Source organism: Chimaeribacter sp. YP20170169 (genome assembly GCF_056739715.1).
Window position 1 is genome coordinate 2,165,691 of the sequence record NZ_CP176824.1, and the last position, 12,388, is coordinate 2,178,078.

The following is a 12,388-nucleotide window of genomic DNA, read 5'->3' on the forward strand; positions in this document are numbered from 1 at the left end:
CGTGTGCGCCGGCACACGCCGCCGGGATCAGGGTGGGATTACAGCTGGCGGAAACGGCTGCGGACGCCAAAGGTTTCGGAGGTGACATAGCGCTCCATCTCTCGCAGCCGTTGCTCACTCTGACTGAGCACTGCGTCTGCCTCATCCAGCAGCTCATGCGGGGTGGCTTCCGACTCGTCCTGATAGCGGTTAGCCGGCACCGGGTCGAGCACAAAGCAGAGGATCACATAGGCCAGCACGGTAAAGAAGAACAGCCCGAAAAACAGGGAGAGCACCACCATGACGCGCAGCAACTTCACCGGCACGTTGAAGTAGTGGGCCAAACCCGCCAGCACCCCTTTCAGCATCCCCTCTTCCGGCACGCGGTACAGTTTCTTTTCGTTGGTCATCATGAGTCTCTCCATTGCGGGTGTTCAGCATCCAAAATCTCCTCCAGCGCGCGGATCCGCTCCTGCATCCGGCGCGCATCCTGCGTCAGCTGGGTCAGGTGGTGCAGATCCTGCTGGCTGAGCTGCCCGCCGCGCTGCTGGCGGCTGTAGTGCAGCCAGAGCCAGATCGGGGCGACGAACAGAACAAAGATGGTCAGCGGAATGGCTAAAAATAGGGCGCTCATTACTTCTCCTTAGTCTTGCTGTCAGGCCGCCGGCCCGCCGGTGCAGGCCGGTCGCTGCCGGTTACTCCGGGCGTTGCATTTTGGCCTTCAGGGCCGCCAGCTGGGCGCTGATCTCATCGTCGGCCTTCAGTTCGGCGAACTCCTGGCTCAGTGACTTTTTCTTGCCAATGCTGTGGCTCTCCGCCTCGGCTTCCATCTGGTCGATGCGGCGCTCAAACTGTTCAAAGCGCACCATCGCCTCATCCAGCTTGCCGCTGTCGAGCTGGCGGCGTACATCACGCGAAGAGGCCGCCGCCTGATGGCGCAGGGTCAGCGCCTGCTGGCGTGCGCGCGTTTCGGTCAGCTTTTTCTCCAGCTCGCCAATCTCGCCCTTCATGCGATCCAGCGTCTCTTCCACGACGGTCACCTCTTCTTTCAGGGTGGTGACCAAATCGGACAGCTTCTGCTTCTCGATCAGCGCGGCGCGGGCCAGATCCTCTTTGTCGCGGCGCAGGGCCAGTTCAGCCTTCTCCTGCCACTCCGCCTGCTGGGCCTCGCCCTGCTCAATGCGACGCAGCAGCTGTTTTTTCTCGGCCAGCGCGCGGGCGGAGGTGGAGCGCACCTCAACCAACGTATCTTCCATCTCCTGAATCATCAGGCGCACCAGCTTCTGTGGATCTTCCGCCTTGTCCAACAGGGCGTTGATATTGGCATTTACGATGTCGGCGAAACGCGAAAAGATACCCATAAAATGCTTCCTCTTTGACGTTGGCGCATGATGCGCCTTAAACATAGGATTGCCATCCGGCACCAAGAGTAATTCAAGCGGCATGCCAACTTTTTGGAAAAATTATCCTGCTGAAATAGATGCACTTTTTATCCAGCGGGCTGCTAAGCTAAAACAGGGCTATGTCATTTTCACTAACTAATGGCGAATTTCACCATGAGCGAATCTTTAGATAACCTGCTGGGCGAGGCCAATGAGTTTATTGAGGTGCTGGAGCAGGTTTCGCGTCTGGCCAAGCTAAATAAGCCCGTGCTGGTGATTGGCGAGCGCGGCACCGGAAAGGAGTTGATTGCCCACCGGCTGCACTACCTCTCTGACCGTTGGCAAGGGCCGTTTATCTCGCTCAACTGCGCGGCGCTGAACGAGAACCTGCTGGACTCCGAACTGTTTGGCCATGAGGCGGGGGCGTTCACTGGCGCGCAGCGCCGCCATCTGGGACGGTTTGAGCGCGCTGACGGCGGCACGCTGTTTTTGGATGAGCTGGCAACCGCGCCAATGCTGGTGCAGGAGAAGCTGTTGCGGGTGATTGAGTATGGCCAGCTTGAGCGCGTTGGCGGCAGCCAGCCGCTGCGGGTCGATGTGCGGCTGGTGTGTGCCACCCACGCCGACCTGCCAGCGCTGGCGGCGGCCGGCAAGTTCCGCGCCGACCTGCTGGATCGGCTGGCGTTTGACGTGGTGCCGCTACCGCCGCTGCGCCGCCGCCAGCAGGACATCATGCTACTGGCGGAGCACTTCGCCATCTCCATGTGCCGTGAGCTGCACCTGCCGCTGTTTCCCGGCTTTAGCGAGCGCGCCCGCGCCACCCTGCTGGGCTATGGCTGGCCGGGCAATGTGCGTGAACTGAAAAACGTGGTGGAGCGCTCGATGTATCGCCACGGCACCAGCGACCACGCGCTGGATGAGATCATCCTCAACCCCTTCCAGCCGCAGGGGGCCGCGCCGGAGCCGTCCACCGCCCAGACTGGCGCACTACCGCCGCTGCCGCTGGATCTGCGCGGCTGGCAGCACCAGCAAGAGCATGACCTGCTGCGGCAGGCGCTGACTCAGGCGCACTATAACCAGCGCCGTGCCGCCACCCTGCTCGGCCTCACCTACCACCAGCTGCGCGGGATGCTGAAAAAACATGCCCTTTTGCCGGGCGAGGGGCCGGAAACGACAAAAAATCCCTGACCCAAGGCCCTCTACCGGCGCAACAGATTGGGGTGATCGCCAGAGTACGGTACAATCATCTTATTGCTTACTTAACAATGAAGCGCTTATGCGAGTTTTAACCTATTGGCTGCTGGCGCTGGCCGGCCTGGCCAGCAGCGTCTGTGCCGCGCCCCGGCCGGTGCCCGCCACACCCCCGGACATCCGCCAGAGCGGGTTCGTCTACTGTGTCAGCGGCGTCCTTAACACCTTCAACCCGCAGATGGCCAGCAGCGGGCTGACGATCGACACCCTGGCGGCGCAGATCTACGATCGCCTGCTGGATGTTGACCCCTACACCTACCGGCTGATCCCGGAGCTGGCGCAACGCTGGGAAGTGCTCGACAACGGCGCGACCTACCGTTTCCACCTGCGCCGCGATGTGCCGTTCCAGACTACCGGCTGGTTCACGCCAACCCGCAAGCTGAATGCCGATGATGTGGTGTTCAGCTTCCGGCGGGTTATTGACGCGCGCCACCCCTACCATGAGATCAACGGCGGCAGCTACCCCTACTTTGATAGCCTGCGCTTCGCGGAGAGCGTGAAGCGCATCCGCAAGCTGGATGACAATACGGTGGAGTTCCAGCTCAATCAGCCGGACGCCTCTTTCCTCTGGCATCTGGCGACCCACTACGCGCCGGTGCTGTCGGCCGAGTATGCCGATAACCTGACCCGGATTGGCCGTCAGGAGGAGCTAGATCGCGAGCCGGTGGGCACCGGGCCGTTTATGCTTAATGAGTACCGCGCCGGGCAGTATATCCGTCTGGCGCGCAACGGCGCCTACTGGAAGGGCGTGCCGCGGATGCCGCAGGTGATCATTGATCTTGGTGCCGGTGGCACGGGCCGCCTGTCCAAATTGCTGACCGGCGAGTGCGACGTGTTGGCCTATCCGGCCGCCAGCCAGCTCACCATCCTGCGTGACGACCCGCGCCTGCGGATGACGCTGCGCCCCGGCATGAACGTCGCTTATCTGGCGTTCAACACTGGCAAGCCGCCCCTCGACAACCCGAAAGTGCGGGAAGCGATTGCGCTGGCAATCAATAACCAGCGCCTCATGCAGTCCATCTACTACGGCACTGCCGAAACCGCCGCCTCGATCCTGCCACGCGCCTCCTGGGCCTATGACAACGCCTCGCGCGTGACAGCCTATGACCCGGCACGCGCGCGCCAGCTGCTGCAAAATCAGGGCATCACCAATTTGCAACTGCACCTCTGGGTGCCGACCGCCTCACAATCCTATAACCCCAGTCCGCTGAAGACCGCGGAGCTGATCCAGGCTGATCTGGCTCAGGTGGGCATCCAGGTGGTGATCCGCCCGGTGGAGGGGCGCTATCAGGAGGCGCGGTTGATGGAGATGAACCACGATCTGACGCTGGCGGGCTGGGCCACGGACAGCAACGACCCGGACAGCTTCTTCCGGCCGCTGCTGAGCTGTGCGGCTATCGCTTCGCAGACCAACTACGCGCACTGGTGCAACAGCGAGTTTGATGCCGTGCTGCAACGCGCCCTGCGCTCCCAACAGCTGGCCCAGCGCATTGATGAGTACCAGCAGGCGCAGCGCATTCTGGCGGAGCAGCTGCCGGTGCTACCGCTCGCCTCTTCGCTGCGCTTGCAGGCCTACCGTTATGACATCAAGGGGCTGGTGCTTAGCCCGTTTGGCAACGCCTCGTTCGCCGGGGTGTACCGCGAGGCCACGGAGGGATCGCAACCATGATTATCTTTACCCTGCGTCGCCTGTTGCTGCTGGTGATCACGCTGTTCCTGCTGTCGCTGGTGGGCTTCAGCCTCAGCTACTTTACGCCCCACGCCCCGTTGAGCGGCGCGGCGCTGACCGATGCCTACGCCTTCTACTTCCACAGCCTATTGCAGTGGGAGTTTGGCGTCTCCAGCATCAATGGCCAGCCGATCCGCGAGCAGCTGCATGAGGTGTTCCCGGCGACCCTGGAGCTGTGCCTGCTGGCCTTCGGGCTGGCGCTGCTGATCGGCATCCCGCTCGGCATCACCGCCGGGGTGACGCGCCACAAGTGGCCCGACACCCTGATCAGCACGCTGGCGCTGATTGGCTTCTCCATGCCAGTGTTCTGGCTGGCGCTGCTGCTGATGCTCTTCTTCTCGCTGCACCTCGGCTGGCTGCCGGTCTCTGGCCGGCTGGATCTGCTCTACCAGCTGAAGCCAGTCACCGGCATTACGCTGGTGGATGCCTGGCTCTCTGACTCGCCCTACCGCCATGACATGCTGGTGAGCGCCCTGCGCCACCTGGTGCTGCCGGTGGCAGCGCTGGCGGTTGCCCCCACCACCGAGGTGGTGCGGCTGATGCGCATCAGCACCGATGAGGTGTTCAGCAAGAACTACATTAAGGCCGCCGCCACCCGTGGTTTGTCGCGCTTTACCGTGATCCGCCGCCATGTGCTGCACAACGCGCTGCCGCCGATCATCCCCAAGCTGGGGCTGCAGTTCTCCACCATGCTGACGCTGGCGATGATCACCGAGGTGGTGTTCAGCTGGCCGGGGCTGGGGCGCTGGCTGGTCAACGCCATCCGCCAGCAGGACTATGCCGCCATCTCGGCTGGCGTGATGCTGGTCGGCGGGCTGGTGATTGTGGTGAACGTGCTCTCCGACATCCTTGGCGCGCTGACCAACCCATTGAAACATAAGGAGTGGTATGCCCTTCGATAACGTCTACCGCGAAAAGCGCACCATTGGCCCGATGCGGGCGCTCTGGCTGCACTTCTACCGCGACAGCCTGGCGATGATCGGCTTCTACGGCGTGCTGCTGCTGCTGGTGCTCTGCCTGTTCGGCCACTACTTCGCGCCCTACACGCTCGACCAGCAGTTCCTCGGCTACCAGCTGCTGCCGCCCTCCTGGTCGCGCTACGGCAACGTCTCCTTCTTCCTCGGCACCGATGATCTGGGGCGCGACATCCTGAGCCGCCTGCTCTCCGGCGCGGCGCCGACGCTCGGCTCGGCCATGGTGGTCACCTTTGGCGCGGCGCTGTTTGGCATCCTGCTCGGGGTGCTGGCCGGCATTACCCACGGGCTGCGGTCGGCGGTGATGAACCACGTGCTGGATACGCTGCTCTCCATCCCGACCCTGCTACTGGCAATTGTCGTGGTGGCCTTCATTGGGCCGAAACTGGAGCACGCGATGCTGGCGGTGTGGCTGGCGCTGGTGCCGCGCATGGTGCGCACTGTCTACAGCGCGGTACACGACGAGCTGGAAAAAGAGTATGTGGTGGCGGCGCGGCTGGATGGCGCTTCTATTCGTTATCTGCTCTGGTATGCCATACTTCCTAATATTGCTGCGGTGCTGGTGAGTGAGTTCACCCGCGCCCTCTCGATGGCGATCCTGGACATCGCCGCCCTCGGTTTTCTCGATCTCGGCGCCCAGCTTCCCTCCCCGGAGTGGGGGGCGATGTTGGGAGACTCGCTGGAACTGGTCTACGTTGCCCCCTGGACAGTGATGCTACCGGGCGCGGCCATTATGGTCAGCGTCCTGTTCATCAACTTGATGGGCGACGGTATGCGCCGGGCAATCAATGCGGGGATCGAATCATGACAGGTAGACAGATGCGTAATCTGATCCCGATGGGGGTGCGCTGATGCCCCTGCTGGATATCCGTAACCTCACCATTGAGTTCATGACGCCGGACGGCCCGGTCAAGGCGGTCGATCGCGTCAGCATCTCGCTGATGGAGGGGGAAGTGCGCGGGCTGGTAGGTGAATCCGGCTCGGGCAAGAGCCTGATCGCCAAGGCAATCTGCGGCGTGACCAAGGACAACTGGCGCGTCACCGCCGATCGTTTCCGCTTCAATGACATCGACCTGCTGCAACTGACGCCGCGCGAGCGGCGCAAGGTGGTGGGCCACCATGTGTCGATGATCTTCCAGGAGCCGCAATCCTGCCTCGATCCCTCGGAGAACATTGGCCGCCAGCTGATGCAGGCGATCCCCGGCTGGACCTTCAAGGGCAAATGGTGGCAACGCTGGCACTGGCGCAAGCGCCGGGCGATCGAGCTGCTGCACCGGGTGGGCATCAAGGATCACAAGGACATCATGGGCAGTTACCCCTACGAGCTGACCGAGGGGGAGTGCCAGAAGGTGATGATCGCCATCGCGCTGGCCAACCAGCCACGACTGCTGATTGCTGATGAGCCAACCAACGCGATGGAGCCGACCACTCAGGCGCAAATTTTCCGCCTGCTGGCACGCCTGAACCAGAACAACAACACCACCATTCTGCTGATCAGCCACGATTTGCAGATGATGAGCAAGTGGGCCAACCGCATCAATGTGCTCTACTGCGGCCAGACGGTGGAGAGCGCCACCTGTGAGGATCTGCTCTCCACGCCGCACCACCCCTATACGCAGGCGCTGATCCGGGCGATGCCCGATTTTGGCCGCTCCCTGCCGCATAAGAGCCGGCTCAACACCCTGCCGGGGGCCATCCCCTCGCTGGAGCACCTGCCGATTGGCTGCCGGCTGGGGCCACGCTGCCCCTATGCGCAGAAGAAGTGCATTGAGACGCCGCCGCTGAAGCCGGTGAAAAGCCACGCCTTCGCCTGCCACTTCCCGCTTAACATGGAGAAGTCGTGATGGAGACGCTGTTTGAGGTGCGCAACCTTAGCAAAACCTTCCGTTACCGCACCGGCATGTTCCGGCGCATGATGGTGGAAGCGGTGAAGCCAGTGAGCTTTACCCTGCGCGAGCGCCAGACGCTGGCGATCATTGGCGAGAACGGCTCCGGTAAATCGACGCTGGCGAAGATGCTCTCTGGCATGGTGGAGCCAAGCGGCGGCGAGATGCTGATTGACAACCATCCGCTGGAATTTGGTGATTACGGCTACCGTAGCCAGCGCATCCGCATGATTTTGCAAGACCCGAGCACCTCGCTCAACCCACGGCAGCCCATCGGCCAGCTGCTGGACGCGCCGCTGCGCATCAACACCGATCTGGACGCGCCGTCGCGCGAGCAGCGCATCTACCAGACCCTGCGCCAAGTGGGGCTGCTGCCTGACCACGCCAGCTACTATCCGCACATGCTGGCCGCCGGCCAGACGCAGCGCGTGGCGCTGGCGCGCGCGCTGATCCTGCAACCCAAGGTGATCATCGCTGATGAGGCGCTGGCCTCACTGGATATGTCCATGCGCTCACAGATCATCAACCTGATGCTGGAATTGCAGGAAAAACACGGCCTATCCTACATTTACGTGACCCAGCACCTGGGAATGATGAAACATATCAGCGATCAGGTGCTGGTGATGCACAACGGCGAGGTGGTGGAGCGCGGCTGTACCGCCGAGGTATTGGCGGCGCCGCTACACGACCTCACCCGTCGCCTGATCCACAGCCACTTTGGGGAGGCACTGACCGCCGACGCCTGGCGGCGCGATGGCCGGTTTTGACCACTGATCGGAGCAGATCGCGAATCGTCTCCCAATTTCCTCCGGGCATGCTAGAATCGCCCGGTTTATTCACGCGGACGCGCGGCCAGGCCTGATGCCGGCGCGCCCTCCGCACGCAACAATGACCACAAGGATTATTGCTATGGGTTTTCTTACCGGCAAACGCATTCTGATTACTGGCGTTGCCAGCAAACTTTCCATTGCTTACGGTATCGCTCAGGCTATGCACCGCGAAGGCGCGGAACTGGCTTTCACTTACCAGAATGACAAGCTGAAATCCCGCGTTGAAGAGTTCGCGACCGAGCTGGGTTCTAACCTGGTGCTGCCGTGTGACGTGGCAGAAGATGAAAGCATCGATGCAATGTTTGCTGAACTGGCTAAATCCTGGCCGAAATTCGACGGTTTCGTTCACTCCATCGGCTTCGCGCCGGCCGACCAGCTGGACGGTGACTACGTGAACGCTGTAACCCGTCAGGGCTTTGGCATCGCGCACGACATCAGCTCCTACAGCTTCGTGGCGATGGCGAAAGCCTGCCGCAGCATGTTGAACCCGGACTCCGCCCTGCTGACCCTCTCCTACCTGGGTGCAGAGCGCGCGATCCCGAACTACAACGTCATGGGTCTGGCGAAAGCCTCCCTGGAAGCCAACGTGCGCTACATGGCAAACGCCATGGGCCCGGAAGGCGTGCGCGTCAACGGCATCTCCGCTGGCCCGATCCGCACCCTGGCCGCTTCCGGCATCAAGAACTTCCGTAAGATGCTCTCCCACTGCGAAGCGGTCACCCCGATCCGCCGTACCGTGACCACCGAGGACGTGGGCAACTCCGCCGCGTTCCTGTGCTCCAACCTGGCAGCGGGCATCTCCGGTGAAATCCTGCACGTTGACGGTGGCTTCAACATCGCTGCAATGAACGAGCTGGAACTGAACTAACCTCCCCCTGACGCGCCACGGCGCGTCTGACCAAACCGGCCCTCTGGCCGGTTTTTTTATGCCCGTACATCCCCTCTCCCCCAACACCTCTTCCTTTACCTACCCCATCAGCGTGACAAACCTCATTACAATACGCAACCGTTTGCCTGCACTGCTTATTTCGTGACCAGCATGTTAGCTTTGTATCGGAAATGTGATTTAAAACAGATAAAACCCTATCGTCCCCTGCCTTTTATTGGACTTCCCGATAAAAACATTTTTTTCAACCTGAAATTTAGGCAAAAAACGCGAACCAAGTCACATTTTTATATTCCTTACGGATATCAGAAAAATGCCATTTATTGTTAAACAGGGCGATATGGTGGTAAAGCGTGGTCACACACTATCATTGGCAGTAATGTGGTTTATGAGCAATCAGATAAACTGTATGTCTTAATAAAAGCAGAACATATCACTTCGTAAATTTTGATGACTCATTAAGCAAAATATTAATTTGGTAAATCCCCAAGCAGCAATCTTTCATGCTGCATTGTATTTGCAAGGGCTGCGCAATCTGCCGGTGGGGATGTTTGTAACAGATTATTTCTAATCCCTTGCCTGATTGACAAAGATAGGGAACATTACCAGCCGCTATTTATCTTATAACAACGCGAAGGATGCCACGGCATCACTTACGCCCCCCCTTCCCTGTGCAACTTAAAACAGGTCGTGAAAAAAGAGGTTTTAGTGTCCACATCAAACAAACAATCATCACAAGAGGTCAGCCTTAACGCGTTTAAGCAACCTAAAGCGTTTTATCTGATCTTCTCCATCGAACTCTGGGAACGTTTCGGCTTTTATGGCCTGCAAGGCATCATGGCCGTCTATCTGGTCAAAATGCTGGGCCTGAGCGAAGCAGAATCCATTACGCTCTTCTCCTCTTTCAGCGCGCTGGTCTATGGCTTCGTCGCTATTGGCGGCTGGCTGGGCGACAAGGTGCTGGGCACCAAGCGCGTGATCGTGCTCGGGGCGCTGGTGCTGGCGGTGGGCTATGCCTGCGTGGCCTACTCCGGCCATGACATCTTCTGGGTCTACCTTGGTATGGCGACCATCGCCGTCGGTAGCGGCCTGTTCAAGGCCAACCCATCGTCCCTGCTCTCAACCTGCTATGAGAAGGATGACCCGCGTCTCGATGGCGCATTCACCATGTACTACATGGCGATCAACATCGGCTCCTTCTTCTCGATGCTGGCGACCCCGTGGCTGGCCGCCCACTATGGCTGGAGCGTGGCCTTCTCACTGAGCGTGGTCGGGATGCTGATCACTCTGGTTAACTTCCTGTGCTGCAACCACTGGGTGAAGGCGCATGGCTCCAAGCCAGACTTTGAGCCGCTCCAGATGGGCAAACTGCTGATGACCGTGGTGGGCGTGGCCGTACTGGCCGCCATCTCCAGCTGGCTGCTGCACCATCAGGACATCGCCCGCCTGGCGCTGGCCGTGGTCTCCGTTGGCATCATCATTGTCTTTGCCAAAGAGACTTTCACGCTGCATGGCATCGCCCGCCGCAAGATGATTGTCGCTTTCCTGCTGATGCTGGAAGCGGTAGTGTTCTTCGTGCTCTATAGCCAGATGCCGACCTCGCTGAACTTCTTCGCCATCCATAACGTTGAGCACACCATCTTCGGCCTCAACGTGGAGCCGGAGCAGTTCCAGGCCCTCAACCCGTTCTGGATCATGCTGGCCAGCCCGCTGTTGGCCGCGGCCTACGCCAAATTTGGTGATCGCCTGCCCATGCCGCACAAATTTGCCATCGGCATGGTGCTCTGCTCCGCCGCCTTCCTGGTGCTGCCGTGGGGCGCGAGCCTGGCGAATGACGCTGGCATCGTCTCCGTGAGCTGGCTGGTGCTGAGCTATGCGCTGCAGAGCGTCGGTGAACTGATGATCTCCGGCCTTGGTCTGGCGATGGTGGCCCAGCTGGTGCCGCAGCGCCTGATGGGCTTCATCATGGGTTCCTGGTTCCTGACCACCGCGGCTGCTGCCATCATTGCTGGCAAGGTAGCGAACCTGACTGCCGTGCCGCAGGATATTCCGGATGCGCACGCCTCACTGGCGATCTACAGCCATGTGTTCCTGCAAATCGGTATCGTGACGGGCGTGATTGCGCTGCTGATGATCCTGACCGCACCTAAGCTGTTCCGCATGACGCAAGAGACCGCGGCAGAGAGCGCACCGGCCAAAGCCCGCGCGCAGTAAGCGAAGCTGACCCCATAAAAAACGCCCCGAATGGGGCGTTTTTTTTAGCGCGACGCCAGCAACTTCAGCGCCTTCGCCATGCAATTCTCAATGCCACCGATCACCGCCGCGGGTTTGAGCAACTGCTGTTGGGCCTGTCGTGCCTGCTCCGCGCCCTGCTGCAATGCTTCAGCCAGCACCGCATAGTGGGCGGTCTGCGTGCCAATCACCTCCAGCAACAACCCCTTTTTCAGCGGGTAGAGTTGCGCCAATAACCCATCGGCCCGCTTGCCTGCACTGCCGCCGCTGGCACTGATGCGCTCCAACTCCGCCAGTACGGCATTCAATTGCTGCAATACCTGATTACTCATTGCTCCCCTCCTGCTCTGGCCTGTTCAGCAACAGCATCATCCGCTCCGTCTGGCCGACGCCCTGGCGGAAGTGCGCCAGCGCCGGGCGCGTCTCGCCGCCCTCCTCCAGCTGCGACAGGGTGGCGTGCTGGGCGCTCCGCAACTCCGTCAGCATCTCCACCAGCTGGTGCCCCAGTGCCTCACCCTGTTCACGCGCCTGCTCAGCCATCTCCAGCGCCGCCAGCGCATCGCGCCGCTGGCTGGCCGTGACCTGTGGATCAGCCAGCCGTTGCCGCGCATGGAGACGCAGCTCGGCCGCGCTGGTCAGGAACAGCGCCATATAGCCGCTGCCGTCCGGGGAGAAATCCTCCACCAGTAGTTCGGTCAGCTGATCAACGGCGGGCTGGTAGAGCCGCATCAGGGTTTTTACCTGCGTGAGTTTGCGTTGTAGGAAGTGGCGTTCCGCCAGCTCGTTGCCTAGCGCCCGCAGGGGGCCCACCGGCAGAGCCAGCCCGGTCGCCGCCAGCGTGCTGTCAATCAGGCCACTGAAGGCAGCGGCGGCCTCTGGGCTACGATCCTGCCGTGCCAACGCGGTTAGCGCCTCGCCATACTGCGCCAGCGCATTGGCCGCGGCCATACGCTGCACGGTATGCTCCAGCGGCAGCGGCTGCCGCGCCGGGATGTCCGGCTGGCTCTCCAGCACCAGCTGCTGTTGGCGGCGGTTGAGCGCCCCAATGCCACGATGCAGCTCCAGCACCGCCTGACCGCTGACCCGCCCGGCCCGGTTGCTGGTTACGGCAAAACTCTCCGCCGCCTGCTGCGTCTGCGTACTGGCGCATCCGACCAGCCACAGCATCATCAACGGTAATACACGCCTCCACATCGTCTCGTGTCCCCCTTCCACGGCAGCATGGGGGTAAGCGTAGTG

At 61.1% G+C, this 12,388-nt stretch carries 13 protein-coding genes; 8 read left to right on the top strand and 5 right to left on the bottom strand.

Going from position 1 to position 12,388, the window contains the following annotated elements; all coding sequences use genetic code 11:
- Positions 1-38: 38 nt before the first annotated feature.
- From pspC to pspA, 3 genes are all read right to left on the bottom strand, one after another.
- Positions 39-389 carry an envelope stress response membrane protein PspC gene (pspC, locus tag ACK3SD_RS09650; protein WP_481127527.1) on the bottom strand — a complete coding sequence of 117 codons (351 nt, stop codon included), beginning with the start codon at positions 387-389 and terminating at the stop codon, positions 39-41.
- Positions 389-613 (bottom strand): envelope stress response membrane protein PspB, encoded by a 225-nt coding sequence (gene pspB / locus ACK3SD_RS09655; RefSeq protein WP_137763357.1) that lies wholly within the window; start codon positions 611-613, stop codon positions 389-391. The genes pspC and pspB overlap by 1 nt, the downstream gene beginning before the upstream one ends.
- Before the next feature lie 61 nt (positions 614-674).
- Positions 675-1,340 (bottom strand): phage shock protein PspA, encoded by a 666-nt coding sequence (gene pspA / locus ACK3SD_RS09660; RefSeq protein ID WP_137763358.1) that lies wholly within the window; start codon positions 1,338-1,340, stop codon positions 675-677.
- Positions 1,341-1,535: 195 nt separating this feature from the next.
- On the opposite strand from pspA, the gene pspF reads away from it, so the two are divergent.
- The 8 genes from pspF (at position 1,536) to dtpA (ending at position 11,131) form a co-directional block, all read left to right on the top strand.
- A complete protein-coding gene (gene pspF / locus ACK3SD_RS09665; protein ID WP_481125336.1) occupies positions 1,536-2,549 on the top strand; it encodes a phage shock protein operon transcriptional activator in 1,014 nt (337 codons plus the stop codon).
- Positions 2,550-2,637: 88 nt separating this feature from the next.
- Entirely contained in the window at positions 2,638-4,281 is a 1,644-nt protein-coding gene (gene sapA / locus ACK3SD_RS09670; RefSeq protein WP_481125337.1) for an ABC transporter substrate-binding protein SapA, read from the top strand.
- Positions 4,278-5,243 carry a putrescine export ABC transporter permease SapB gene (sapB, locus tag ACK3SD_RS09675; protein ID WP_137763361.1) on the top strand — a complete coding sequence of 322 codons (966 nt, stop codon included), beginning with the start codon at positions 4,278-4,280 and terminating at the stop codon, positions 5,241-5,243. The genes sapA and sapB overlap by 4 nt, the downstream gene beginning before the upstream one ends.
- Complete coding sequence (sapC, locus tag ACK3SD_RS09680; protein WP_481125338.1) at positions 5,230-6,123, top strand: putrescine export ABC transporter permease SapC; 894 nt, start codon at positions 5,230-5,232, stop codon at positions 6,121-6,123. The genes sapB and sapC overlap by 14 nt, the downstream gene beginning before the upstream one ends.
- A 43-nt stretch (positions 6,124-6,166) precedes the next feature.
- The gene (gene sapD, locus ACK3SD_RS09685) at positions 6,167-7,159 is read left to right on the top strand and encodes a putrescine export ABC transporter ATP-binding protein SapD (RefSeq protein ID WP_137763363.1); all 993 of its coding nucleotides are present in this window, start codon (positions 6,167-6,169) and stop codon (positions 7,157-7,159) included.
- Complete coding sequence (gene sapF / locus ACK3SD_RS09690) at positions 7,156-7,968, top strand: putrescine export ABC transporter ATP-binding protein SapF (protein WP_137763364.1); 813 nt, start codon at positions 7,156-7,158, stop codon at positions 7,966-7,968. Before sapD ends, sapF begins: the two co-directional genes overlap by 4 nt.
- Positions 7,969-8,110: 142 nt before the next feature.
- Positions 8,111-8,899 (top strand): enoyl-ACP reductase FabI, encoded by a 789-nt coding sequence (fabI, locus tag ACK3SD_RS09695; RefSeq protein ID WP_137763365.1) that lies wholly within the window; start codon positions 8,111-8,113, stop codon positions 8,897-8,899.
- Positions 8,900-9,625: 726 nt separating this feature from the next.
- The gene (gene dtpA / locus ACK3SD_RS09700; protein ID WP_481125339.1) at positions 9,626-11,131 is read left to right on the top strand and encodes a dipeptide/tripeptide permease DtpA; all 1,506 of its coding nucleotides are present in this window, start codon (positions 9,626-9,628) and stop codon (positions 11,129-11,131) included.
- A gap of 44 nt (positions 11,132-11,175) precedes the next feature.
- Here dtpA and ACK3SD_RS09705 read toward each other — a convergent pair whose 3' ends face one another.
- Together ACK3SD_RS09705 and ACK3SD_RS09710 are read right to left on the bottom strand one after the other, a co-directional pair.
- Positions 11,176-11,481, bottom strand: coding sequence for a hypothetical protein (locus ACK3SD_RS09705; protein ID WP_481125340.1), 306 nt, complete (start codon positions 11,479-11,481; stop codon positions 11,176-11,178).
- Complete coding sequence (locus ACK3SD_RS09710) at positions 11,474-12,319, bottom strand: hypothetical protein (protein WP_481125341.1); 846 nt, start codon at positions 12,317-12,319, stop codon at positions 11,474-11,476. Before ACK3SD_RS09710 ends, ACK3SD_RS09705 begins: the two co-directional genes overlap by 8 nt.
- Positions 12,320-12,388: the final 69 nt, after the last annotated feature.